The organism is Streptomyces sp. NPDC005281 (assembly GCF_040607495.1).
GTDB lineage: Bacteria > Actinomycetota > Actinomycetes > Streptomycetales > Streptomycetaceae > Streptomyces.
This window is the reverse complement of the sequence record NZ_JBEXGX010000004.1, coordinates 343603-368671: the sequence shown is the minus strand read 5'-3', so window position 1 is coordinate 368671 and position 25069 is coordinate 343603. Positions and strand designations below refer to the sequence as shown.

Sequence of the window (25069 nt, the reverse complement as noted above, 5' to 3'; positions counted from 1 at the left end):
TCCGCCCGAACCCGCTCCCACGTGGACATTCTCCTTGCCCGAGGTCTGGAGGACGACCCATCCTCGCACGGGACACCCTCGGTCGCGCCACTGCCCGTACGCCCGCTGCGCCCCTCCTGTGCCGCCGCATTCACACGTATCGGGGAGATTCCGTGCCTTCGGGTGCGTACAGGGGACGCGTTGCGAGAGCCTTGTGCCTGCACATGACACCTGAGACACGCGTGACACGGGGAAGTGCGGAACAGTGGAACGTGCACGGGAACATGCCGTCGACGGGGAGCCCGGCAGCCCCTTACCAAGGCCCGAAGCTGCCGGAACCGCCCTGGAACTCCTGGTCCACGGTGTCGGCGGCACCACGCCGGAGGAAATGCTGAACGATCCGCGGACGGTCCGGATCACCGGCGACGCGACGGCGGCCGTCTTCCGGCGGGCCGACGACGCCGACGCCGAGGAACGCCCCGGCGACCGCGGCGGCGGACCGGTGCGTGAGGCGTACGTGTGGTGCAACCTCACGTCCGGCAACGGCGCCCGCGCCCTGTGGCTCCTCCTCCTGCCCTTCATGGTGGTCAACCTCGCGCACTGGATGCGCCCGGCCTCGCTCGGTCACGGGCGGACGGTGCGCCTGTACGGGCTGCTCGTCCGCCTCGCCGGGCTCACGCTCACGGTCCTGCTGGTCGCCGCCTCCTGCGAGGTCGCCCTCGACCTGGCCGCCTGGCAGTGCGCCGGCGCCCGGCTGTGTGTGCGCAACCACTCCTGGCTCGGCTTCCTCTCCCCGGACCGGCCCGACGCCGGCTGGTGGAGCCGCCCGGGCCGCCGCCTCGCCCTGGCCGCGCTGGTGCCCGCCGCGCTCACCACGCTCCTGTGGTACCTGTCGCACCGCACCTGGAGCGCGTACGAGTCGCAGCAGCCGATCGCCCGCGCGGCCGAGCACGACGAGGAGACCGAGGGCACCGGACTCGGCCGCCCCGGCTTCTGGTACGGGCGCCGTCTGGTGGCCCGGCTGCGCGCCGCGCACACCGCCGCGGGATTCCTCACCGTCGCCGCGGCCGTGGGCTCCCCGGCCGCCCGCTACGACCGCGGCCCGGGCGGACCCCCCGTACTGGAGATCCTCGGCGACCTGCTCGGCGCAACCCTGCTGGCGGGCGGGGCCGTTGTGCTGTGGGTGGTCTGCCGTCGCGGCCGCAGCGAGAACAGGATCGACCACGGACGCGACCGGTCCCTCGTGCGCCGGCTGCCGCTCGGCTCGGTCGTCCTGCTCGCCCTCACCCTGCTGTACGCCGGCTGGTCGAGGCCCCACTGGCACTCGGCGGGGCGCCTGCCGGGCGACGCCGTGTTCGGCGGCCTCACCCTCGTCCAGGGCCTGCTCGTGATCGCCCTGTGCCTGGTCGCCGGTGCCCTGTACCGCACGACCGCCGAGGCCGTGGACGCGCGCCGGTCAGCGGACGGCGCCCCCGGCCGGCGCACCGCGATACGCGGCTTCGCGGGGCCCGCCGTCGCCATGCTCGGCTGCGCACTCGGCGGCGTGATGTCCGGCGGAGTGTCCCAGCGGGTCGCCGACTGGCTCGACGGCACCCGGCACTCGATCCCAGGACCGCCCGTCCTGCTGACCTGGCAGGCCTCCGTGATCCCGCCGCTGCTCGTCGTCCTGCTCGCCCTCGTCGCCCGGCTCGCCAGGTCCACCTGGCGGCTGCGCCGCAGCGAGATGAGTGCCGTCGAACGCGAGTACCCGGGCGAGGCCAGGGACTCCGCCCGTACCCGCCGCATCGCGGGCACCCGCGCGATGGCCGCTCTCACCGACCGGGCTCCGCTCATGGTCGGCGTCCTGTCGTCCGCGACCCTGCTGCTCGGGGCCTGCGCCCTGGCCGGGGCCCTGGCCACCGGTGACGCCCCGAGCGAGGCGGCACGAGGGACGAACGGGTTCGTCCACGGCACCGCCGAGACCGCCCAGGCACTGGGCTCCTGGCTGATCGGCCTCGGCTTCATCCTCTTCGTCACCTGGGGCAGGCGCGCCTACAAGGACCCGGCCGCCCGCCGCACCATCGGCATCCTCTGGGACGTCGGCACCTTCTGGCCGCGCGCCGCCCACCCCTTCGCGCCGCCCTGCTACGCCGAGCGCGCGGTGCCCGACCTCACCTGGCGCATGGCCACCTGGACCCGGGCGACCGGCGGACGGCTCGTGCTCTCCGGACACTCCCAGGGCAGCGTGCTGGCCGCCGCCGCTGCCTGGCAGCTCGAGCCCTCGGTCCGCGGGAGGGTCGCACTGCTCACCTACGGCTCACCGCTGGAGCGCCTGTACGGACGCTGGTTCCCGGCCCACTTCGGGCCCGCGGCCCTGGCCTCACTGCACCGCGACGTGGCCAGCTGGCGCAATCTGTACCGTCGCACCGACCCGATCGGCGGCCCCGTCCGGCTGCCGGGCGACTGTGGTCCCGCAGTCGACCACGAGCCCTTGCAGGACCCGCTCGCCTACGGGCGCACCGAGCGGCAGCCACTGCCCGCGCCCGTTCTCGGCCACTCCGACTACCAGGCGGACCCGGTCTTCGCCGAAGAGCGCCGGCTCCTGCTGGAGCGGCTGATGCCTGATGTGCCCGGCCAACGGCCCGGCGAGGTCGCTCAGGGCAGGTCCGGCAGGTCCTCCGCGTAGAGCAGGGTCAGGTCGTCCGTGTTCGGCTCCTCCAGCTTGGCGACCCGGCCCGCGTGCCGCTCCACCATCGCCTCGAACGTCTGCCGTGCCGTGCGGCCGTTGCCGAAGGCGGGCCCCCTCGGGACGGAGGTGAAGTGCTTCAGGACCGCCTCGGGCGCACCCGGACCCAGCCGGTACTCGTGCTCCTCGGCCTGTTGCTCCACGATCCGCAGCAACTCGGTGGGGAGGTAGTCGTTGAAGGTGATCGTGCGGGAGAACCGGGAGGCCACCCCGGGGTTGACCGACAGGAAGCGCTCCATCTCGGCGGTGTACCCGGCGACGATCACCACCACCGCCTCCCGGTGGTCCTCCATCAGTTTCACCAGCGTGTCGATGGCCTCGCGCCCGAAGTCGCGGCCCGAGTCCTCCGGCGACAGCGCGTACGCCTCGTCGATGAACAGCACGCCGCCGCGCGCCCGGTCGAAGGCCTCCTGGGTGCGGATCGCGGTCGATCCGATGTGCTCACCGACCAGGTCCACCCGGGACACCTCGACGAGATGCCCCTTCTCCAGCACGCCCAGCGAGGCCAGGATCTCGCCGTACAGCCGGGCCACGGTCGTCTTGCCGGTGCCGGGGGAGCCGGTGAAGACGAGATGGCGCCGGGCCGACGCGGCCTTCAGGCCCGCCTCCTGGCGGCGGCGGCCCACCTCGATCATGTCGGTGAGGGCACGCACCTCGCGTTTGACGTTGTCCAGGCCCACCAGTGTGTCGAGTTCACCGAGGACGATCCGCGGTACCCGCGCCGGCTGCGCGGGCTCCGCGCCGGTGACGAGCGGCTCCCGGTCGGTGCTGCGCTGGCCGGGGATCGTCCCCAGCAGACTCATGGAGGAGGCCGAGGTCTCGACGGCCGTCTCGTGCGGCGGGGTGCGCGGCGACGCGCTCTCGTCGCTCGCGCAGTCCTCGACGACGGGACCCGACCCGGGGGCCGAGCCCGCGTCCGCGAACTCGTAGCCCCCGCGCGCGCATCGCTCCGTGCGGCACTTGCGCAGGGTCGCCCGGCAGCCGTCGATCACATGGAAGCCGTAGCCCCCGCTGTCCGCGACCCGGCAGTTCAGAAAGCTGCCCCGGCCGTCCGCCGACACATAGAACCCGGCCTCGGCGGGCGAGGCGACCGTGCAGCGCTCGAAGGTCGGATCGGCGCCCTTGGTGACGATCACGCCGGTCTGGGTGCCGCCGATGATGCAGCCGGACAGATGGCCGCCACTGCCGTGGTCGCGGAACCAGGCTCCGGTGGCGGCGTCCCGGATGCGGCAGTCGTCGAGCTGCGCGGTCGCGCCGTCGCTCACCGACACCGCGGTGTTGCGCACCTGGGAGATGTCGCAGTCGACGACGTCCGCGCGTGAACCCCGGTCGAGGACGAACAGCGCGTCGGGGACGTCGTGCACCCGGCACGAGTCCAGCACGGCGGTCGCGCCGTCGCTCACCCACACCGCGGGGTAGTCGCCCGTGCTGTCGAAGATCTCGCACTGGTTGGCGTCGACGCGGGTGCCCGGGTCCCAGACCGACAGGCCGTTGCGCCCGAACTGGCGCACGCTCGTGCGGGTCAGCGTGAGCACCGAGCGCGAGCGCAGGTCGACCGCGTTCTCCGGGATGTCGTGGATACGGCAGTCGGCGAGCGTGAGCACGGCGTCGGTGTCGAGGGTGACGCCGTCCGCGGTCGTCCGGTGCACATCGCAGTCGGTGAGGTGAGCGGTGGCCCGGGCGGTGATCTGCACCCCGGAGCCCTTGACCTCGTACACCTCGCAACCCACTGCCTCCAGCATGGAGTTGTCGCCGGTCGCCGACAGCCCCGGACCGGATGTGTGGTGCACCCGGCAGCGCTCGAGGCGCGGCCGTGCGCCCCCGCGGACCACGACCCCCGACTGGCCGGCCGCCAGGACCTCGCACTCCTCGAACACCCCGCCGCCGCCGTCCAGTACGGCGATGCCGACGCCCGCCGGATTGTCGACGGTGCAACGGCGCGCGGTCGGCCGGGCGCCCCCGCGGACCTCGATCCCGGCCGCGGAGCGCGTGACGATCCGCACGTCCAGTAGTTCCGGCGTGCCCTCTTCGACGAGCAGCGCGGGCGAGGCCGAGTCCTGGCCCTCCAGGTGCAGGTCCTGGATCACGGCCGAGGCACGTATCGTCAGGGCCACGCCGTCGATCGGCGCGATGCGCACGGAGCCCGGCGAGCCCTCGGGGCCGCGCAGTGTCACCGCGCGCTCCACCACCAGGTTCTCCCGGTAGGTGCCGGGCGCGACGGTCAGCACATCACCTTCGGCCGCAGCCTCCAGGGCGGCGGCCAGCGATGCGTACTCACCCGTGCGGCGCCGCCACCGCGAGGTTCCGGTGTGCGTCACCTGGACCGTGCCCTGTGCCATGGCGCTGTCGTGCCCCCACCTCGTCGTACGCGGGTCCTGCGAGGCCGTGCTGATGCCCCGTCGGTCGGGATCCCGGCCCCTGCCGGACAGCCTCTCACGACGGTGCCGAACAGTTCGGCCGGTCCACCGTAGCGTGCGCGGGGGCGCCCGGTTGACCGGAGCGGGAAGGCCGTCAGCTGCCGGTGTCTGCCTTGCCCCAGTCGGGGCCGGCCTTGGCCCAGGCCCGGTCCCATCGGGCGTGACGTCGGCGGATCATGTGCCACAGGATCAACTGCCTGCCGCCTTCGAGGAGTCCGGCCGTCAGCACCGCCGCGCCGCAACCGGCCAGGGCGGAGTGCGTGGTCGCGGTGGCACTGTCCAGCGGGCGGCCCGTTATTCGGCCGCGCCGGTCGGTCCAGATCGAGAACCGATCTCCCGGGAGCGGCGACTTGAGGTCGGCGATCGCCGTGCCGCGCCGCGGGGTGCCGTCAGGTGCGGTCCAGTCGGCCGTGACACGGCTGTGCGCGTCCCGTCCCGACGGGGTCTCGGGGTCGGGCGCGAGCGGGCCCCGGGACAGCTTTCTGACGACGACGGCCGTCACTTGGTGCCGGTCCTTGCGCTGGTCGCGCACGGCCTTCTGAAGCGTTCCCTGGACGGAGGCCCCCACGGCCGCTCCGGCGAGGGGCGCCGCGAACAGGACGAGCAGGACCGCGGCCAGGGCCAGCCAGGCCTCGACGAGATCTGTCGTACGGCGCAGCGGATTGTGCCGCCAGCGCCAGATACCGATGATCGCGCGCACTGTCCCGCACCCCCTTCCGCCTCCGTCATTTCCAGCAGCGGAGCCGTTCACGCGTGGAGCCGGGAAGAGGGGCCGACGTCACCCTCCCCCAGGGCCCTTCATGAACATCCCACCCACACACTCAACGCTCCCGCCCGGCCCCAGGGTTCCCGGCGGCCGGGGCTCCGGCGGAATGGCTTCGGGTCGGCTGAGCGAGGACCGTGACCGGGTCGCCGACCCGCAGCGAACCGCGGTTCTCGGGCACCAGGTTCTGGCCGAACATCAGTTTTCCGCCGAGGCGCCGGTGCCGGGCGAGGGTGCGCAGGGGTTCCTTGCCGCGCAGCGCGGTGTCCTGGTCGGTCGTGGTGACGACGCAGCGGCCGCACATCTTGGTGACCCGGAAGGTGACCTCGCCGATGGAGATCCGCGACCAGTGGTCCTCGGCCCAGGCCTCGGTGCCGGAGACGACGACGTTCGGCCGGAAACGGCTCATCGGCAACGGGCCCTCGTCGGCCAGGTCGCCCTGCGCGATCAAGGAGTTGAGCGCGTCCAGTGATCCGAGTGTGGTGACGAGCAGCGGATAGCCGTCGGCGAAGCTGACGGTCTCGCCCGGCAGCGCGAAGTCCGGGTCGATGGGCCGGCGGGCGGCCGGATCGTCCATGTGGACGAGGCGGACCTCGGCACCCACGTACGCACTGCACCAGTCGTGCGCGGCCGTGTCGGCGAGGACGGCTTCCACCTTGTCGCCGAAGATCTCCACCGTTGTCGTGCTGACGGGTTCGGGCACGGGAACCGTCAAGGGCTCGCGGCCGTCCGCGGTAAGACGGAGGCCGCCGCCGGAGAGTGTCTCGGCGGCGGCCAGCGCCAGACGCGGCTGCTCGCGTTGCGTGACGACCTTTCCCCCGTCGTCGATCAGGACCCAGCGTCGGTCTCCGGCCAGCCCCCAGGGCTCCACCTCGGCCTCCTGGAGCGACTTGCTCCGGAAGGCTTTGACCGGATGGACGTGAATCGATTGCAGTACCGCGTTCCCCATGACCGCAATGGTGCCAGGAAGCACCGACAATCCGGGTCGGGGGTGTCAGTACCCGCGGTACTGCTGACCGTTGTACGGGTCCTGGTACGGAGCGGGGGCGGGCCGGGGAGCCGCGGGGCGCATGGCCTCGAAGCCCGTGCCTGCCGCCATCGGGCGGGGCTGCTGGGGCTGCGGGCTGGGATAGCCCCGCGGTGCGCCCATCTGCTGGGGGATGTACGGCGCGGGGGCCTGCTGCAACGGTGAGGGCTGCTGGGCCTGCTGGTAGCCGTACGAAGAGGGGCCGGCCGGCAGCGCGGGAAACGCGGACGGCAGGGCCGGGAGGTTGTTGCTGCCCGAGTCGTAGGCGGAAGGGACCCGGATCGGGGCGATCTGAGGGGTACCCCGCTCGGCGACGAGGGAGTCGTAGATCGGGGTGTCCTGGAAGGCGGAGTAGTAACCGCCGCCATAGGTGGAGCGGGGGGAGGTCATGGCACATAAGTTAAGCCCACGATGTGCTGGTTGGGGAGACCGATAAGAGGGTTGTTTTCCGTGTCCGCGGTGACGCGGGATCCCCAATGCGAGCGAACTTGGCAAAAAAGGACGTCAAAGATGGTTGAGATCGTGTAAAGGCCGAGCCTCGGACGGGTTACCGGCGGTTGACCAGGATCTTCCTGCGTGAGCCATGGGTGTCGGCGGACCTGGGGATTAGGTTTGGCGAGAACGGAGCCGGCGGTCCGTTCGGGACTCGCACCGGCGCGGAGACACGTGATGGGGGCGTACATGTCAATGTCTAAGGGATCTAATGTTCCTGTCCCGACGGGCGCGCTCAGGGTGGAATTGGGGTGGCGTTCAGGACAGGGGGTGCCCGATGTCGACGCGTCGGCCCTTCTGCTGGTGGCCGGAAAGGTCCGCTCGGACGGCGACTTCGTCTTCTACAACCAGCCGGCGCACTCCTCGGGCGCCGTGCGCCACGAAGGCAAGCGGAACGACGGGGGTCAGGTGACCGACACGCTGTTCGTCGATCTCGCGCGCGCGGAACCCCTCGTCGAGACCGTGGTCCTGGCCGCCTCCGCGGACGGCGGCCCCTTCGGGCGCGTTCCCGGTCTGTACATCAGGGTGCTCGACACACGTGGCGGCACCGAGATCGCCCGCTTCGACAGCACCGACGCGACCGTGGAGACCGCCTTCGTCCTGGGCGAGTTCTACCGCCGCCAGGGCGCCTGGAAGTTCCGCGCCGTCGGACAGGGCTACAGCAGCGGCCTGGAAGGGCTGGCCACCGACTACGGGATCACGGTGGACGAGCCGCAGCACGCGGCGCCCCCCGCCGCCGCGCCACAGGGACCCGCCACCCTCGTCCAGGGGCCGCTCCCCATGGCACCCCCGCCCCCCACGGCGCCCCCGATCACCATGCCGCCGCCGGTCGCCCCGCCCGTCACCATGCCGCCGCCCACGGCCCCACAGCCGCCCACGGCCCCACAGCCGCCCGCGGCACCTCCCGCGCCCGTCCGGCTCTCCAAGGTCACGCTGACCAAGGAGGCGCCCTCCGTCTCGCTGTCCAAACAGGGCGGTACGGGCGGTGCCATGCGCGTGAACCTCAACTGGGAGGTGCGCAAGCAGTTCTCGGGGTGGGGCAGCAAACGCGGCCGGGCCGTCGCCATGCACGCGGACCTCGACCTCGACCTGTGCGCCCTGTACGAACTGTCCGACGGCCGCAAGGGGGTCGTACAGGCGCTCGGCAACGCCTTCGGGGCACTGCACCAGCCGCCGTACATACATCTCGACGGGGACGACCGCACCGGGGCCGCAGCCGGCGGCGAGAACCTCACCGTCAACCTCGACCGCAAGCAGAGCTTCCGGCGCATCCTCATCTTCGTGACCATCTACGAAGGCGCGCGTTCCTTCGCCGATCTGCATGCCACGGTCACCCTCCAGCCGCAGAACGGCGCGCCCATCGACTTCTCGCTCGACGAGTGCACGGTGCCCTCCACGGTCTGCGCGCTCGCCCTCATCACCGGCACCGGCGCCGACCTCGTCGTCCAGCGCGAGGCCCGCTACCTCATCCCCGCGCGCGGGGTGAGCCCGCAGCGCACCGTCGACCAGGCCTACGGCTGGGGCATGAACTGGACGCCCGGCAGGAAGTGACCCTCGCCCTTCAGCTCTCGTCGAGGGCGGTACCGGGGCGCGCGTAGGTGCGGCCCTTCCAGGCCGCGCCGCGCCCCCTGTAGTGCTGCACCGCGGAGTCGACCGTCATCAGGAGATAGAGGAACGCGGTGACCGGCAGCAGGGGAGCGAGCGCCACGGACTGCCCGTAGTAGCGGAGCATCGGCGTGTAGGTCGCCGTCATCACCAGCCACGCGAGCCCCCCGGCGGCGGCCGCCCACGGGTTCCCCGCGACGAGGCCCGCCACGAGCGCGACCGGCGGCACCAGGTACACCACGGCGAGCCCCGCGACCGTCCCGGAGAGCAGCAGGGGGCTGTGCCGCAGCTGGGCGTAGGCGCTGCGCGAGACCATGCGCCACAGATCGCGCAGCCGTGGATAGGGCCGCACGCTGTCCACCCGCTCGGCCAGGCCCAGCCAGATGTGGCCGCCACCGCGTTTCACGGCACGGGCGAGCGCCACGTCGTCGATGACGGCCTGCCGGATCGCGTCCGGGATCCGCGCCCGCTCGGCGGTGTCCGCGCGCAGCAGGACGCACCCACCCGCCGCGGCCGCGGTCCGCGAGCCCTTCACGGCGATCCGGCGGAAGGGATAGAGCTGTGCGAAGAAGTAGACGAAGGCAGGCACCACGAGCCGTTCCCACAGGCTCTCCACCCGCAGCCGTGCCATCTGCGAGACCAGGTCGAAGCCACCCGTGCGGGCCGCGGCCACCAGGAGCCGCAGACTGTCCGGGGCGTGCGCGATGTCCGCGTCGGTCAGCAGCAGATATTCGGGTCCCCGCGCGCGGGCCAGGCCGATGCCATGGCGTACGGCCCAGAGCTTGCCCGTCCAGCCCGCCGGCGGTTCTCCCGGTGAGCCGACGGTGAGCGGCAGCCCGCCGTTGCGGCGTGCCAGTTCGCGGGCCAGCTCTGCCGTTCCGTCCGAACTGCCGTCGTCGACGAGGAAGATCTCGGCCCGCCCCGGATAGTCCTGGGCCAGAAGCGAGGGAAGGCTCTCGGGCAGGACGGCGGCCTCGTCGCGGGCCGGCACCACGACGCAGACGAAGGGCCAGTCCGACGGCTCACGCGTGGGGGGCAGCCGTACGTCCGTACGCCAGAAGAAGCCCTGGCAGAGCAGCAGCCACAACCACGCGCCCAGTGATCCGACGGCGATCCACACGAGGGCGCTCACCTGCCGCAGTCTGCCCCACCACGGTCGCCCGTAGAAACGGATCGTCTATGGTGACCGGGTGAAGATCGCGCTCATGGACTCCGGAATCGGACTGCTCGCTGCTGCCGCCGCGGTGCGTCGACTGCGGCCCGACGCCGATCTCGTCCTCTCCTCCGACCCCGGCAGCATGCCCTGGGGACCCCGTACACCCGAGGACGTCACCGCGCTCGCCCTCGCGGTCGCCGAGGCCGCCGCGCTGCACCGGCCCGACGCCCTGATCGTCGCCTGCAACACCGCCTCCGTACGCGCCCTGCCCGCCCTGCGCGCCCGCCTCGAGCCGGAGGTGCCCGTCATCGGCACCGTCCCGGCCATCAAGCCCGCCGCCGCGGGCGGCGGACCCGTCGCGATCTGGGCCACGCCCGCCACCACGGGCAGTCCGTACCAGCGGGGACTGATCGAGGAGTTCGCCGGCGGAGTGGCGGTCACCGAGGTCGCCTGCCCCGGGCTCGCGGACGCCGTCGAGTACGCCGACCAGGCGGCCATCGACGCCGCGATCGCGGCGGCAGCCGCGCACACCCCCGAGGACGTGACAGCCGTCGTCCTCGGCTGCACCCACTACGAACTCGTCGCCGAACGCATCCGCGCGGCGGTGCAGCGGCCCGGCCGCCCGCCGCTCGTGCTGCACGGTTCCGCCGGAGCGGTCGCCTCCCAGGCACTGCGCCGGATCGGCGAGCGCCCGGACCCCGCCGCCCCCGCCACCTCCACGGTCACGGTGCTCCAGAGCGGTCGCGAGGGCGCGCTGCCCGCCAAGGCGCTCACCTACGAGGAAGGCCGCATCCTGTCGGCGGTCAGCCCCGCACACTGACCGCCGTCGTTCCCGTCCTCATCACTCGGCGCAGAGACCGGTGCCCCCGCAGCGGAACCTGAGTAGTCTCAAGACATGAGGGACCACCCCCACGGCGAAACCTCCCCGCACCCGGAGCTCTGGACCGGGCGTGCGAGGAACCGTGTCCAGTGGCTGCCCGCCATAGGCGGTCTTGCCTGTCTGGCTCTCGGCATCGAGCTGGCCGTCAGCTCCGGCTGGACCTCCGGAACGGCACCCCTGGTCATGTCCGTCGTCGGATGCATCGCCGCCGGACTGCTCATCCTCTTCGGCACGCTCGCCTTCGTCCATGTCGCCGTGAAGGTGGACGAGGACTGTCTCGAGGTGCGCTGCGGTCACATAGGTGTGCCGCGTCGCCGCATCCCCCTCTCCACGGTCGTCGGCGCCGACTTCGCGCCCCAGGTCACCCCGCGGCAGTGGGGCGGCTGGGGATACCGCTGGCGGCCCGAGCAGGGAACCGCCGTCATCGTCCGGCGGGGCGAGGCCATGGTGCTGCGCCTGGGCGACGGTCATACGTTCACGATCACCGTTGACAACGCCGAGGCGGCGGTCCGGATCATCCGCGGCCGGCTGCGCCAGGACAAGACCGGCTTGGCGCGCTGACGGCCCACCCGGGCGTCCCTCACACCTCCAGGTGATCGCCCGAGTGCCGGGCCGGGCCCGGGATGTCGTCCGGATCCCCGGAGGCCAGCGGCCGTGCCGTCGCGAAACCGGCCAGCAGTCCCGCACCCGCGGTCACCGTCATGAAGCTCAGCGCGTTGCCGATCGACGCGATCGCGGCCACCGCCGTCAGGGCCGCGCCCGCCGTGAGAGCGACCGGCGTCGTGCGGGACGAGCGCAGCAGCGCGTACAGGACCCAGCAGAACGCCGCCGCGAGCAGGACCAATCCGGTCAGCCCCTGCTCGGCGGCCTGCTGGAGGGGTGCGGAGTGCGGTTTGCCGTCGGGCAGCAGGGAATGCGCGACCGTGGGACTGAGCTCTCCGTAGCGGCCGGGCCCGACGCCCAGCCCGGGATCGGTACGTGCCATGCGCAGGGCGTCGTGCCAGAGCAGGATGCGGTGATCGGTCAGCTGATCGTTCAGGGACGCGGCCGGTCCGCCCGGCAGCGCGTCCTCCGCGATGGCCCAGGTCGCCCCGGTCACCAGGGCCGCGGCCGCCGCGAACCCCGTCAGACCGAGGGCCCGGCGGTGCACCCGCGCGGTGGCGAGCGAACACAGCAGGACCCCGGCGCAGCTGACGACTCCGGCGGTGGACCCGAGAAAGGCCGCCGTCACCGCGGTCCCGGCGGCCGAGAGCCACAGCGCGAGCCGCACAGCGGACCGGCGCGCGGCCCATGCCGCGCAGCAGGCGGCGCCGCAGGAGAGGGCCAGCAGGGCGGCCGTGGCACCGGTGTGGCCGAGTTGCAGGCTGATCTGCGGGCCGGGCGTGGCGATCGCGAGGCCGAGCCCGGCCGCCGCCGCGGCACAGGGGGCGGCCACCGGCAGGAGCGCTCCGCAGACCCGTCCCGCGGCATAGCCCGCCGCCACGGCGAGCACCGCCAGCAGCATGCCCTCGGGCCGGCCGTCGTGCGCCGCCGCGGTGATCAGTGACCAGCCGGCACAGGCCGCGAGCACGACCACGCCGACGACATCCGAAGCGATACGTCTCTCGCCCGTGGCTGCCGCGTCGGCCGTGGAAGTCATCCCCGCGGAACCCACCCCGTCGCCCCCCGACTCTGCCGGACCCCGGACCCCGGACGCCGTCATCGCATCAGGCCGCACGTCAGCGGGTCGGCCACACCGTAACGGCTGGTGCGCCGGTTTGGGGACCGGTTGTGCAGGAACGTTGCGGCAGATTCGTGCGGGCGGCCTGCCGAACGGCGTTCCGCCCATCGGGACCGAGCAGGCCGAGCTGTCCGGGCCCAGGTCAGGCGCCGTACACTCCCCGAGTGACCGCCACCGCAACCACCGTAGACGAGCCGGAACAGCTCGAACCCCAGGTCGTGCCCGCCTCGCGCGGATCCCGCCTGGTGCGCCGCCTCGTTCCGGCCGCCGCCGCGGCGCTCTCCGGAGTGCTGCTGTACGTCAGCTTCCCGCCACGGACCATGTGGTGGCTCGCGCTGCCGGCCTTCGCCGCCTTCGCCTGGACGCTGCGCGGTCGCTCCTGGAAGGCCGGTCTCGGCCTCGGCTATCTGTTCGGCCTCGGATTCCTGCTGCCGCTGCTGGTCTGGACCGGCGTCGAGGTCGGTCCCGGTCCCTGGCTCGCGCTCGTCGCGGTGGAGGCCATCTACGTGGCGCTCGTCGGCGCGGGGATCACGCTGCTCTCCAGGCTGCCCGGGTGGCCGCTGTGGGCGGCGGCCCTCTGGATCGCCGGCGAGGCGGCACGCGCGCGTGCTCCCTTCGGCGGCTTCCCCTGGGGGAAGATCGCCTTCGGACAGGCCGACGGTGTCTTCCTCCCGCTCGCCGCGGCCGGTGGCACTCCGGTCCTCGGCTTGGCCGTCGTGCTGTGCGGCTTCGGCCTGTACGAGATCGTCCGTCTCGTCGTCGAACGCCGCGGCACCGGCGTCCTGCGCCGCGGCGCGGCCGTGGTGGCGCTGCTCAGTGTCACCGTCCCGGTCCTCGGAGCGCTCGCCGCGCGGACGCTGGTCAGCGACAAGGCGGAGAACGGCACGGCGACGGTCGCGCTCATCCAGGGCAACGTCCCGCGCGCGGGACTCGACTTCAACGCCCAGCGGCGCGCCGTCCTCGACCACCACGTGGCCGAGACCGAGCGACTGGCCGCCGAGGTCAAGGCGGGCAAGAAGCCCAAGCCCGACCTGGTGCTGTGGCCGGAGAACTCCTCCGACATCGACCCCTTCGCCAACGACGACGCCCGCTACGTGATCGACGGGGCGGCCAAGGCGATCGGCGCGCCCATCTCCGTCGGCGCGGTCGTGGAGCGCGGCGGCAAGCTCTACAACGAGCAGATCCTGTGGGACCCGGTGAAGGGCCCGGTGGACACCTACGACAAGCGGCAGGTCCAGCCGTTCGGCGAGTATCTTCCCCTGCGCCCGCTGCTCGGAGCCATCAACAAGAACTGGACGAGCATGGTCCGCCAGGACTTCAGCCGCGGCACCGAACCGGGTGTGTTCAAGATGAACGGCACCGGCGTCGGGCTCGTCACCTGCTACGAGGCGGCCTTCGACTGGGCCGTGCGCAGCACCGTCACCGACGGCGCGCAGATCATCTCGGTGCCCAGCAACAACGCGACCTTCGACCGCAGCGAGATGACCTACCAGCAGCTCGCCATGTCCCGCATCCGCGCCGTCGAGCACAGCCGCACCGTCACGGTGCCCGTGACGAGCGGTGTCAGCGCCGTGATCATGCCCGACGGAACGATCACCCAGAAGACCGGGATGTTCGTCGCCGACTCACTGGTCCAGAAGGTGCCGCTGCGCTCCTCCGAGACCCCGGCCACGAAGCTCGGCATTCTCCCGGAGATGATCCTGGTGCTGGTCGCGGCGGGCGGCCTCGGCTGGGCGACGGCGACGGCGGTCCGATCACGGCGGAACACCGGCGCATAGGACGGGGCGGCGGCTCTTGGGTCGCGGCGGAGGATGGGTGCGCGGGAGCGGGCCGTTGTTCTTGCGCCGCGGCTGCCACGGGTGTGCGGCGTGGGCGACTGCTCTTGCGTCGCGATCGGCACGGGTGCGCGGGGGCGGCCGACCGCTCTTGCGTCGGGGCGAGCACGCGTGCCCGGGGCCGGGCCGCTGCCTTCGCCCCGCGGCGCACCACCGGTGCCCGAGGTCTCGCCGTAGCCGGTGCACGGGGCGACGGCGTCGCGTGGATAGGGTCTGGGCCATGGCTACTCCCGACTTCATCCGCACGATCCGGGCCTTCGCGGGCCACCAGCTCCTCTGGCTCCCCGGGGTCAGCGCCGTGGTCTTCGACGACGAGGGCAGGGTTCTGCTCGGCCAGCGTTCGGACAGCCACAAGTGGGCGCTGATCTCCGGCATTCCCGAGCCGGGCGAGCAGCCCGCGGCCTGCGCGGTGCGCGAGGTGTACGAGGAGACGGCCGTGCACATCGAGGTCGAGCGCGTCGTCATGATCCAGGCCGGCGGGCAGGTGACCTTCGCCAACGGCGATGTCTGCCAGTTCATGGACACCACCCTCCGATGCCGAGCCGTGGGCGGTGAAGCCCGCGTCAACGACGACGAGTCGCTCCAGGTCGGCTGGTTCGCCGTGGACGCCCTGCCGAAGCTGGACGACTACGCGCTCCTCCGGATCAAGCAGGCGCTGCTCGACGAACCCACATGGTTCGCGCCCACGACCTGAGGCTGAAGAGTGTGTGCTGACCACATCGGTCGGGGCCTGGGTGCTGCCTAGGGTCGAGGCATGACCGCGCCCAGCGCCCTCCCGGGCCCCCACACCTCCCCACTCGACCTCGGCGGCCGCACCGCCCTCGTCACCGGCGCCGCGAACGGCATCGGCCGCGCCTGCGCGCTGCGGCTGGCCGCCGCCGGAGCCAAGGTGAGAGCGGTCGACCGGGACGCCGGCGGTCTGGAAACCCTGGCCGGACAGACACACGGCCTGGCCGGCACGGTCGAGCCGCACGTCCTCGACCTCACCGATCTCGACGCGGCGGAACAGGCCGCAGCCGGCACCGATGTCCTCGTGAACAACGCCGGACTGCAGATGGTCCGCCCCATCGAGGAATTCCCGCCCGACGTCTTCCATACGGTGCTGACCGTGATGCTGGAGGCGCCGTTCCGCCTCATCCGCGGCGCCCTGCCGCACATGTACGGACAGGGCTGGGGCCGCATCGTCAACGTTTCCTCCGTGCACGGGCTGCGCGCCTCGGCGTTCAAATCGGCGTACGTCGCCGCGAAGCACGGACTCGAAGGACTCTCGAAGACCGCCGCCCTCGAGGGCGCGCCCCACGGAGTCACCTCGAACTGTGTGAACCCCGCCTATGTGCGCACCGCGCTCGTCGAGAAGCAACTGGCCGATCAGGCGCACACGCACGGGATTCCGCGAGAGCGCGTTCTGACCGAGGTCCTGCTGCGCGACAGCGCGGTCAAGCGGCTCATCGAGCCGGAGGAGGTCGCGGAGGCGGTGGCCTATCTCTGCGGTCCGCATGCGGCCTTCATGACCGGAACCTCGCTGGCCCTGGACGGGGGCTGGACCGCGCACTGAGCCGTGGCCCCGCCCTCGCACCGTGCCCTGAGTAGGGACTCGCCCCTCACACCCTGCGCTGAGCCGGAGTCCGGTCTCTCGGACCGTGCCCTGAGCCGGAGTCCTGCCGCTGGCACCGTGCCGGCGCCCTCCCCTCGCACCGTGCCCTGAGTCGGAGTCCGGCATCTCGCACGGCTCGCGGGGCCGGTGTCCGCAGGTGCTCGCACCGCGCCCACCTGCACCGATGATGAGTTGTCCACAGGGCAGGGGGCTTCGCCCACGAATGCGCGATCCTGTTGCCATGTCACGCGATCACCTGCCATCAGCCGAGCGCTCCGCCGACAGCGTGGAAGCGCCGTTCCTGGGACTCCTGGCCCGAGGAGCGACCGCCGACGCCTACGAGCAGCCGGTGCTGCTCGCCCGCGCCGAGGGCCTGTCCGACCGGCGAGTTGCCGCGCTGGAACAGGCCAAGCTGCTCGCTCTGCGCGTGCGCACGGAGATAGAAGGACGGCGCCGGCGCGAGGCCGAACTCTCCGCCTTGTTCGAGACGGCGCACGACCTCGCGGGTCTGCGCGATCTCGACGCCGTGCTGCGGGCGATCGTGCAGCGGGCCCGGTCACTGCTGGGCACGGACATCGCGTACCTCAGCCTGAACGACGCGGCCCGGGGCGACACCTACATGCGTGTCACCGAGGGCTCGGTCGCCGCGCGCTTTCAGCAGCTGCGCCTCGGCATGGGCGAGGGTCTCGGCGGACTCGTCGCACAGACCGCCCGCCCGTACGTCACCGACGACTACTTCAAGGACGAGCGCTTCCAGCACACCAGGACCATCGACGCGGGCGTACAGGACGAGGGGCTCGTCGCGATTCTCGGGGTGCCGCTGATGACCGGGCCGCAGGTCATCGGTGTCCTCTTCGCGGCGGACCGCAGAGCGCGGGTCTTCGAGCGGGAACAGATCGCGCTGCTCGGCTCGTTCGCGGCCCTGGCCGCGGCAGCGATCGACACGGCGAACGCACTGACGGAGACCCGCTCAGCCCTGGACCGCCTGGGCCGGGCCAACGAGATCATCCGCGACCGCAGCGCCGCGATCGAGCGCGCCTCCGACGTCCACGACCGGCTGGCCGAACTGGTGCTGCGCGGCGGGGGAGTGCACGACGTCGCCGCCGCGGTCTCCGAAATCCTGGACGGCACCGTCGAGTTCACGGAGCCGGGCGGCACCCCGCCCACAGCCGTGGAAGCGGCCCGTGCCGGCGGCCACGCCGTTCGGCACGGCGACGACTGGGTCGCCGCGGTGGCGGCGGGTGGCGAACTGCTCGGCGCCTTGGTGCTGCGCGGGCATCCGGGTCTCGATCCCGTCGACCAGCGCACCCTGGAACGCGCAGCCATGGTCACCTCACTGCTCCTCCTCGCCAGACGCTCGGCGTCCGAGGCCGAACAACGAGTGCGCGGTGAGCTGCTGGACGACCTGCTCGATGCCCGGGACCGCGATCCGGGGCTGCTGCGGGTGCGGGCGGCCCGGCTGCACGCCGATCTCGACGGACCTCATGTGGTGCTCGCGGCCCGGCTCGACGCCGTGACCGCCGACGCCGGCCAGGAGGCGGGCGCGCGCAGACGTCTGTGGTCGGCCGCGTCCCACCTCGCCGCCACCCGCCAGGGACTGGCCGCCACCCGCGACGGCGGAACCGTCCTGCTGCTCCCGCTCGGACCCGGCGACACGGCCACGACACTGGCCCGCCGCACCGCCAAGGAGCTGGGCACCGCCGTCCAGGAGGCGGTGACCGTGGGCGCCTCGGCACCCGTCGACCGGCTCGCGGCCCACCCGGAAGCCGTGGCGGCGGCATACACGGAGGGGCAGCGCTGCCTGGAAGCGCTGCGCCTGCTCGGCCGGGCCGGCGACGGCGCGGCGGCCGAGGACTTCGGCTTCCTCGGACTGCTGCTCGCCGGAGACCGGGACATCTCCGGATTCGTCGGCCGGACGATCGGCGGGGTCGTGGCCTACGACGAACGGCGTGGCACCGACCTGCTGCGCACCCTCGACGCGTACTTCGCCTGCGGCATGAGCCCGGCCCGCACGAAGGACGCCCTGCATGTGCATGTGAACACCGTGGCGCAGCGGCTGGAACGGGTGGGGCGCCTGCTAGGGGACGACTGGCAGAGTCCGGCCCGCATATTGGAGATCCAACTCGCCCTGAGATTGCACCGGTTGTCGTCGGACGGACAGCCCTGATCCCCGCACACGACATCGCGTACGGGGATCGGGGAGCGCGAGCCTGCGGTCAGACCGTACGGGCGTCCGCCGACGCGACCGGAGCAGGCTGATCGTCGGTCACGGCGTCGACGGCGGAGAGATCGCGGTCGCGGGTCTCCTTCGCGAGGCCCACGGCGATCAGTGTCAGCAGAACCGACCCGATCACGTAGAGGGACACGGGCGTGGAGCTGTCGTACGAGGAGAGCAGGGCCGTCGCGATGAGCGGTGCCGGCGCGCCCGCCGCGACGGAGGCGAACTGGGCCCCGATGGAGGCACCCGAGTAGCGCATCCGGGTCGCGAACATCTCGGAGAAGAAGGCGGCCTGGGGCGCGTACATGGCGCCGTGCAGGATCAGGCCGACGGTGACGGCGAGGACGAGGTTCGCGAAGCCGCCGGTGTCGATGAGGGAGAAGAACGGGAACATCCACAGGCCCACACCCGCGGCACCGAGCAGATAGACGGGGCGGCGGCCGATGCGGTCGGACAGAGCGCCCCAGGCGGGGATGACGGCGAAGTGCACGGCCGAGGCGATGAGAACGGCGTTGAGCGCGGTCTGCCGGGAGACACCGGCGGAGGTGGTCGCGTACACGAGGATGAAGGCGGTTATCACGTAGTAGCTGATGTTCTCGGCCATGCGGGCGCCCATCGCGACGAGCACGTCACGCCAGTGATGGCGCAGGACGGAGACCAGCGGAAGCTTCTCCGGCTCGTCCGCTCCCGAGGCCTTGCGGGCTTCGGCCCGTACCAACGCCTCCTTGAAAACAGGCGATTCATCGACAGACAGACGAATCCACAGACCGACGACGACCAGAACGCCGGAGAGGAGGAACGGGATGCGCCAGCCCCAGGAGACGAAGGTGCTGTCCGACTGCGTGGCGGTGAGCAGTGACAGAACGCCGGTCGCGAGAAGCTGCCCCGCGGGCGCTCCGGTCTGCGGCCACGACGCCCAGAACCCCCGCCGCTTCGGGTCGCCGTGCTCGGACACCAGCAGGACGGCACCGCCCCATTCGCCGCCCAGCGCGAAGCCCTGCACCAGACGCAGCGCGGTGAGCAGGACGGGGGCCGCAGCGCCGACGGTCGCGTGCGTGGGCAGCAGACCGATCGCGAACGTCGCGCCGCCCATCAGCAGCAGACTCAGCACCAGCAGTCGCTTGCGGCCGAGCCGGTCGCCGTAGTGCCCGAAGACGAGCGCGCCCAGTGGCCGGGCCGCGAACCCGACGGCGTACGTCAGGAAGGACAGCAGCGTGCCGACGAGCGGGTCGGAGTCGGGGAAGAACACCTTGTTGAAGACCAGGGCGGCGGCCGAGCCGTAGAGGAAGAAGTCGTACCACTCGATGGTGGTCCCGATGAGGGACGCGGCGACGATGCGCTTGAGGTTGCCGGGTGTTGGGGGGGCGGATGCTGCGGAGGCCATGTGCGCCACTTCCTCGTGTGCGGTGGGGACGGGTACGTGTCGGCACACCGTAGAAACACGCAAGTCAGGAACACATGTGGTGGGACGACATAGTTCGAGGGCCTGCTATGCGTGTGACCACCATGCGGGCTCATGGAATGGCGGTTCAGGGGCTGAAAGCGCCTTGTCCAGAACGTCGTCAGAGGCGGAGCCCGTGGCGCACCTGCCCGCATGTCCAGCGCTGAGCGGTCACGCCGGCTTCTTCGCTCAGCTCGCGGCGGGCGTGGTCCAGCGGGGTTTCGCCGTTTTCGCGGCGGCCGCCGGACAGGAAGAGGTATTGGCCTCCGTGGGCGGGAAAGTGGGCGCTCAGCAGTGCGATGAGTTTGTTTGCGTCGCGTGCGACGAGCACGGAGGCGTCGCGCATGGATCCATCGCTCATGCGGTTGCCGGGCCTGCCGGCCACGGGCACCTCCTGACGGCCTCAGGCGTCGGGCGGCACGCTGTCGAAATCTCGCTCCAGGTGACCTGTGTCCAGGCGCAGCCGCAGGGTGTTGCGGCGGTGCGCGGCTGTCAGCGCGGCCTGTAGCGGGGAGGGCGGGACCGCGAGAACGGGGCAAGTGGCGTGGGCGAGACAGTAGCGGCTGACCGACGGCCACAGGGCACGATGCAGTCGGCCCCGCACACCGGCGCCGATGACGAGCGTGTCGCCGTCCTGGGCGGCGAGCCGCACCAGCGCGGGCCCAGGGGCGCCCCGGACGATCAGCGCCCGTCCGGGCAGCCCGGTGTCGGCGCTGCCGAACACGTCACGCAGGGCTCCCACGAGCCTTTCCCGCGCGAGCCGCTCCCACTCCGGGACCATCGCGGCCGTGGCGGAGAACCTGCGGGCGGAGAGATCCCCCTCGGGAGGCTCCCACGCGACCACCGGCCAGAGCTCCGCACCTCGCAGCCGGGCTTCGTCGGCGGCCCGGCCCAGGACAGTGAGGCACCCCGGCGAGTCGCCGACTCCGACCACGACGCGAGGGGTTGGGGGTAGCGGGGACTGGGACATCGTCTTCACCTTCTGCGCATGCCGGCGGAGGCTTCTCGGTCGGCGATCCTTCGTGAACCGCCGCCCATCTCACCTCTGTTCCCTCGCCGTCGACAGTGCGTGCACCCGTTCTTGGCATCCCTCTGACGGGCCTCTCGGCGCCTTCTCACCAGCACTGTCAGCGTCCCGTCAATGTCGCCCGGGTCCTCGTCAGGGTCCCGTCAGGACCAGTCCGGAGGCGGGGAGCTCCAGGCATAACGTCGGCAGCGAGCCCCGGTCCGCCTCCCCGCGTCCGGGGTCCCACAGATCAGAACCCACGCTCCCTGCCCCTCCGGAGGCATCCCATGGCAGAACTTCGCTACGGCGAAGACCCCGAACCCGCCGAACGGTTCCCGGCCGGACCCCTGTACGTACCGGTCCGGCCGGGACCCTCCGGGTGTGCGGCCCGGCTCTTCCGTACACCGCTCGGCGAGCGCACGGCCGTCGGCTTCACCTCCGAGCGCCGGCTGACCGCCACCCTCGGCTCCGGCCAGGCATGGATCAGGCTCGCCGAGTCCGCGCTGCGCACGCTCACCGCTCCGCTCGGCGTCACCGCCGTCACGGTCGACCCGCAGTTCACCGCGCCGGCGCCCGCCCGGGTCACGGCGCCCGCCCGGGTCACACCGGTGCCCGCCGCCCCACCGGCCGGGCCGGTCACGTACGACATGTCCACGCTGCGGATCGCCTGAGAGGGACAGCCACGATGACCACGGTTCACGCACCCGCCACCGCGCCCGCCGCCATAACCGCGGTCGGCCTGCGGGTGTGGCCCGCCTCCACCACCGAGGCCCCGCACGGCGACCTCGCCGTGGGCGGTGTACCGCTCGCCGAGGTCGCCGACCGCTTCGGCGCGCCCGTCTACGTCCTGGACGAGGCCGAGGTCCGCGACCGCTGCCGTACCTACCGGGACGCCTTCCCCGACGCGGAAGTCCTTTACGCGGCCAAGGCGTTTTTGTGCCGCGCGATGGCCCACTGGGTGGACGAGGAAGGCTTCGGCCTCGATGTCTGCTCGGCCGGCGAGCTCGAACTCGCCGTCACCACCGGCTTTCCGCCCGAGCGGATCGTGCTGCACGGCAACGCCAAGTCCCCTCGCGACCTCGACACCGCCCTGCGGTTGGGCGTCGGCCGCATCGTCATCGACAGCCCCGGTGAGATCGCCCGGCTGGCCGCCGCTGTCGGCCCGGACGGCCACCAGAAGGTGATGGTCCGGGTGGTGCCTGGCATCAGCGCCGGCGGTCACGAGAAGATCCGCACCGGCACCGACGACCAGAAGTTCGGCCTGTCCATCACCGACGGTTACGCGGCGCATGCCATCACGCGCATACTCGACCAGCCGCAGCTCGAACTCACCGGCCTGCACTGCCACCTGGGCTCGCAGATCACCAGTGTCACCCCGTACCTGGTTGCCGTGCGCCGCATGGTGGGCCTCATGAGCCGGCTGCACGAGCAGCACGGCCTGGTCCTGCCCGAACTCGACCTCGGCGGCGGCCACGGCATCGCCTACCGCCCCGGCGAACCGGCTATGGACCTCACCACGCTGGCACGAAAGGTGCGCGCCGAACTCTCCGCCGCCTGCGCCGCGGCCAGACTCCCCGTCCCGCGCCTGGTCATCGAACCGGGACGGGCCATCGTCGGACCGGCGGGCATCGCCGTCTACCGTGTCCTGTCCGTCAAACACACCGGCGGGCACGTGTTCGTGGCCGTCGACGGCGGGATGAGCGACAATCCGCGCCCGGCCCTCTACGGCGTCCGCTACGCCCCGCGCCTGATCGGTCGGCGCACCACCGCCCCCATGGCCCGGGTGACCGTGGTGGGCAGGCACTGCGAAGCCGGCGACATCCTCGCCGCCGACGCGGACCTACCCGGCGACGTACGTCCGGGCGACCTGGTCGCCGTCCCCGTGGCCGGGGCCTACCACCTGTCCATGGCCTCCGGCTACAACCTGGTCGGCCGTCCGCCCGTGGTCGCCGTGCGCGACGGACACGCCCGCCTGCTCGTCCGCCGGGAATCCCTGGAGGACATCCGCCGCCGTGACGTGGGCCTGTAGACGGCCCCTTGATCTCCCGGGCGGGTCGGTCATCCCTCCCTCGCCGACCGACCCGCCCGGGATCAGCCCACGCGGCTGCACGATTGCCGTACGTGGTACGTGAACTCCCGCCGGCCATGGCGAAGCAGGGGCGCGTCGGCAACGCTGACCAGCGGGTCTACAGATCGATCTGCGAGCCCATGATGACCGTGCGGTCCCGGGGGAGGCCGAAGTACTCGGCGGCGTCGGCGGTGATGTAGGAGGTGGCGATGAACAGTCGCTTGCGCCAGGGTGCCATCGTCGGTGCCTTGCCCCGCCGGAGCTCGATCTTCGACAGGAAGTAGGACGCCCGGTCGAGGTGCAGCGCTCCTTCGGTCCGAGCCGGGTCGAGCATGTCCAGGGTGCTCGGCACGTCCGGCGTCTCCATGTAGCCGAACCGGGCGGTGACGTGAATGATCCCGTCGTCGGCGTAGCCGAGATCATCGACGACGAGGCGCTGGTCGGCCGGGACACGGGGCACCGGCTCGGTCTCGATGGTCAGGAGCACGACCTGGTCGTGCCGTACGTGGTTGTGCTCGACGTTGGCCCGCATGGCCAGCGGCGTGGTCTCCCTGCCCCGGTTGAGAAAGACGGCCGTCCCCGGGACGCGCAGCGTTGAGGCCTCACCACTGCGGAGGCTGTCGACGAACTCGGGCAGCGGCCCCTCTTCTCGTACCCGTGCCGCGGTGACGATCTCTCGCCCGCGCTGCCAGGTCGTCATGACGGTGAACGCGGTGAGGCCGATCAGCAGTGGCAACCAGGCGCCGTGAACGAGCTTCGTCAAGTTGGCCGCCACGAAGAGCAGGTCCACGAGAAGCAGCAGACCCCCGCCGACCGTGATCAGCCAAAGGGGCGTACCCCACTTGGCACGTGCGACATACAAGAACAGGAGGGTGGTGATCGTGATGGTGCCGGTGACCGCCATGCCGAACGCGAACGCCAGAGCCGTCGAGCTGCGGAAGGCGAAGACCAGGGTCAGGACCGAGACCATGAGCAGCCAGTTGATCCACGGCACGTAGATCTGGCCGATCGTTGATTCGGAGGTGTGCGCGATGCGCAGCCTCGGCAGATACCCGAGCTTGGCGGCCTGGGAGGTGACGGAGAACGCGCCGGTGATCACAGCCTGGGAGGCGATCACCGTGGCCGCCGTGGCGAGCAGGACCATCGGCCACCTGCCCCAGTCGGGCACGAGCAGGAAGAAGGGGCTGCTGATGTTGCGAGGGTCCGCCAGGATCAGCGCGCCCTGGCCGAAGTAGCTCAGAATGCACGCCGGGAAGACGAGGAACAGCCACCCGCGCGTGATGGCCCGGCGGCCGAAGTGCCCCATGTCCGCGTAGAGCGCTTCCGCTCCGGTGACCGAGAGCACGACCGCGGCGAGGGCGAAGAAGGCGGTGCCGAAATGACCGAACAGGAAACCCAGGGCGTACGTGGGCGACAGCGCCCTGAGGATCGCCGGATGGTCGACGATCCCGACCACACCGCAGGCGCCGATGACCACGAACCAGGCGATCATGACCGGCCCGAAGACCCGGCCCACCGCCGCGGTGCCTCTGCGCTGCACGAGGAAGAGCAAGATGATGATCACCACGGTGATCGGTACGACCGCGCTTTCCAGCGAGGGCTGGACGACCTTGAGTCCCTCGACCGCGGAGAGCACCGAGATGGCCGGAGTGATCATGCTGTCGCCGAAGAACAGGGAAGCGCCGAAGACACCGAGTGCGGCCAGTACGGCCGTGACCCGCCGGCCACCCTGCGAGCCCCATCGCCGTACGAGCGTGATCAGCGCCATGATGCCGCCCTCGCCGTCGTTGTCGGCGCGCATCGCCAGCAGCACGTAGGTGACCGTCACAATGGTCATCACCGACCAGAAGACGAGTGACACGACGCCGTACACGTTGTCCGTGGTGACGGGAACCGGATGCGGGTCGCTCGGGTTGAACACGGTCTGGAGGGTGTAGATCGGGCTGGTCCCGATGTCGCCGAAGACCACGCCGAGAGCACCGACGACCACTGCGAGGCGCACTGTGTCGTGTGCGCTCGGACCATGCCCCTCCGGTCCCCGCGGTGCCGGTCCGCCGCCTGGCGCGGCTCCGTGCCGGGGATCGGTCATGGCGTGCTCCTCCGCTGGGGTCGCTGTGCTTCGGGCGAGGTGTGCCGAAGGGCG

The 25069-nt window shown here is 71.9% G+C and carries 20 protein-coding genes; 10 read left to right on the top strand and 10 right to left on the bottom strand.

What is annotated here, in order from left to right; genetic code table 11:
* Nucleotides 1-244: 244 nt before the first annotated feature.
* Complete coding sequence (locus tag ABZV42_RS08740) at nt 245-2644, top strand: hypothetical protein (RefSeq protein WP_356051305.1); 2400 nt, start codon at nt 245-247, stop codon at nt 2642-2644.
* On the opposite strand, the gene ABZV42_RS08735 is transcribed toward ABZV42_RS08740, so the two are convergent.
* The 4 genes from ABZV42_RS08735 to ABZV42_RS08720 form a co-directional block, all read right to left on the bottom strand.
* On the bottom strand, nt 2614-5043 hold the full coding sequence (locus ABZV42_RS08735) for a right-handed parallel beta-helix repeat-containing protein (RefSeq protein WP_355987818.1): 2430 nt from the start codon (nt 5041-5043) through the stop codon (nt 2614-2616). The genes ABZV42_RS08740 and ABZV42_RS08735 overlap by 31 nt on opposite strands.
* 172 nt (nt 5044-5215) lie before the next feature.
* Entirely contained in the window at nt 5216-5821 is a 606-nt protein-coding gene (locus ABZV42_RS08730; protein WP_355987820.1) for a hypothetical protein, read from the bottom strand.
* Between the two features lie 121 nt (nt 5822-5942).
* Nucleotides 5943-6833, bottom strand: a complete 891-nt coding sequence (locus ABZV42_RS08725; RefSeq protein ID WP_356051303.1) for an MOSC N-terminal beta barrel domain-containing protein — start codon at nt 6831-6833, stop codon at nt 5943-5945.
* 45 nt (nt 6834-6878) lie between these two features.
* Entirely contained in the window at nt 6879-7301 is a 423-nt protein-coding gene (locus tag ABZV42_RS08720) for a DUF6643 family protein (RefSeq protein ID WP_355984042.1), read from the bottom strand.
* Between the two features lie 291 nt (nt 7302-7592).
* On the opposite strand from ABZV42_RS08720, the gene ABZV42_RS08715 reads away from it, so the two are divergent.
* The gene (locus ABZV42_RS08715; protein ID WP_356051301.1) at nt 7593-8954 is read left to right on the top strand and encodes a TerD family protein; all 1362 of its coding nucleotides are present in this window, start codon (nt 7593-7595) and stop codon (nt 8952-8954) included.
* 10 nt (nt 8955-8964) lie between these two features.
* Here the strand turns inward: ABZV42_RS08715 and ABZV42_RS08710 are convergent, their stop codons facing one another.
* Nucleotides 8965-10140 (bottom strand): glycosyltransferase, encoded by a 1176-nt coding sequence (locus ABZV42_RS08710; protein ID WP_356051299.1) that lies wholly within the window; start codon nt 10138-10140, stop codon nt 8965-8967.
* Nucleotides 10141-10198: 58 nt separating this feature from the next.
* Between ABZV42_RS08710 and ABZV42_RS08705 the strand changes: the two genes are divergently transcribed.
* Both ABZV42_RS08705 and ABZV42_RS08700 read left to right on the top strand, forming a co-directional pair.
* Entirely contained in the window at nt 10199-10984 is a 786-nt protein-coding gene (locus ABZV42_RS08705) for an aspartate/glutamate racemase family protein (RefSeq protein ID WP_355984039.1), read from the top strand.
* A gap of 75 nt (nt 10985-11059) precedes the next feature.
* Entirely contained in the window at nt 11060-11605 is a 546-nt protein-coding gene (locus tag ABZV42_RS08700) for a hypothetical protein (protein ID WP_355984038.1), read from the top strand.
* 19 nt (nt 11606-11624) lie between these two features.
* Here ABZV42_RS08700 and ABZV42_RS08695 read toward each other — a convergent pair whose 3' ends face one another.
* Entirely contained in the window at nt 11625-12683 is a 1059-nt protein-coding gene (locus tag ABZV42_RS08695; protein ID WP_355984037.1) for an O-antigen ligase family protein, read from the bottom strand.
* A gap of 245 nt (nt 12684-12928) precedes the next feature.
* On the opposite strand from ABZV42_RS08695, the gene lnt reads away from it, so the two are divergent.
* The 4 genes from lnt (at nt 12929) to ABZV42_RS08675 (ending at nt 18360) form a co-directional block, all read left to right on the top strand.
* Nucleotides 12929-14542: an apolipoprotein N-acyltransferase gene (lnt, locus tag ABZV42_RS08690; RefSeq protein WP_355984036.1), complete on the top strand. Its 1614-nt coding sequence runs from the start codon at nt 12929-12931 to the stop codon at nt 14540-14542.
* Between the two features lie 277 nt (nt 14543-14819).
* A complete protein-coding gene (locus ABZV42_RS08685) occupies nt 14820-15293 on the top strand; it encodes an NUDIX domain-containing protein (RefSeq protein ID WP_355984035.1) in 474 nt (157 codons plus the stop codon).
* Nucleotides 15294-15353: 60 nt separating this feature from the next.
* Entirely contained in the window at nt 15354-16154 is an 801-nt protein-coding gene (locus tag ABZV42_RS08680) for a 3-hydroxybutyrate dehydrogenase (protein ID WP_355984034.1), read from the top strand.
* A 280-nt stretch (nt 16155-16434) separates the two neighbouring features.
* Nucleotides 16435-18360, top strand: a complete 1926-nt coding sequence (locus tag ABZV42_RS08675; protein WP_356051297.1) for a GAF domain-containing protein — start codon at nt 16435-16437, stop codon at nt 18358-18360.
* A 49-nt stretch (nt 18361-18409) separates the two neighbouring features.
* Here the strand turns inward: ABZV42_RS08675 and ABZV42_RS08670 are convergent, their stop codons facing one another.
* From ABZV42_RS08670 to ABZV42_RS08660, 3 genes are all read right to left on the bottom strand, one after another.
* On the bottom strand, nt 18410-19795 hold the full coding sequence (locus ABZV42_RS08670) for an MFS transporter (protein ID WP_355984032.1): 1386 nt from the start codon (nt 19793-19795) through the stop codon (nt 18410-18412).
* A gap of 178 nt (nt 19796-19973) precedes the next feature.
* On the bottom strand, nt 19974-20237 hold the full coding sequence (locus ABZV42_RS08665; RefSeq protein WP_356051295.1) for an NUDIX hydrolase: 264 nt from the start codon (nt 20235-20237) through the stop codon (nt 19974-19976).
* Between the two features lie 18 nt (nt 20238-20255).
* A complete protein-coding gene (locus ABZV42_RS08660) occupies nt 20256-20822 on the bottom strand; it encodes a universal stress protein (protein WP_356051293.1) in 567 nt (188 codons plus the stop codon).
* A gap of 323 nt (nt 20823-21145) precedes the next feature.
* Between ABZV42_RS08660 and ABZV42_RS08655 the strand changes: the two genes are divergently transcribed.
* Complete coding sequence (locus ABZV42_RS08655; RefSeq protein WP_356051291.1) at nt 21146-21529, top strand: SAV_915 family protein; 384 nt, start codon at nt 21146-21148, stop codon at nt 21527-21529.
* 14 nt (nt 21530-21543) lie between these two features.
* Nucleotides 21544-22887 (top strand): diaminopimelate decarboxylase, encoded by a 1344-nt coding sequence (lysA, locus tag ABZV42_RS08650; protein WP_356051289.1) that lies wholly within the window; start codon nt 21544-21546, stop codon nt 22885-22887.
* Between the two features lie 157 nt (nt 22888-23044).
* Here the strand turns inward: lysA and ABZV42_RS08645 are convergent, their stop codons facing one another.
* Entirely contained in the window at nt 23045-24916 is a 1872-nt protein-coding gene (locus ABZV42_RS08645) for a KUP/HAK/KT family potassium transporter (RefSeq protein WP_356051287.1), read from the bottom strand.
* Nucleotides 24917-25069 lie beyond the last annotated feature (153 nt).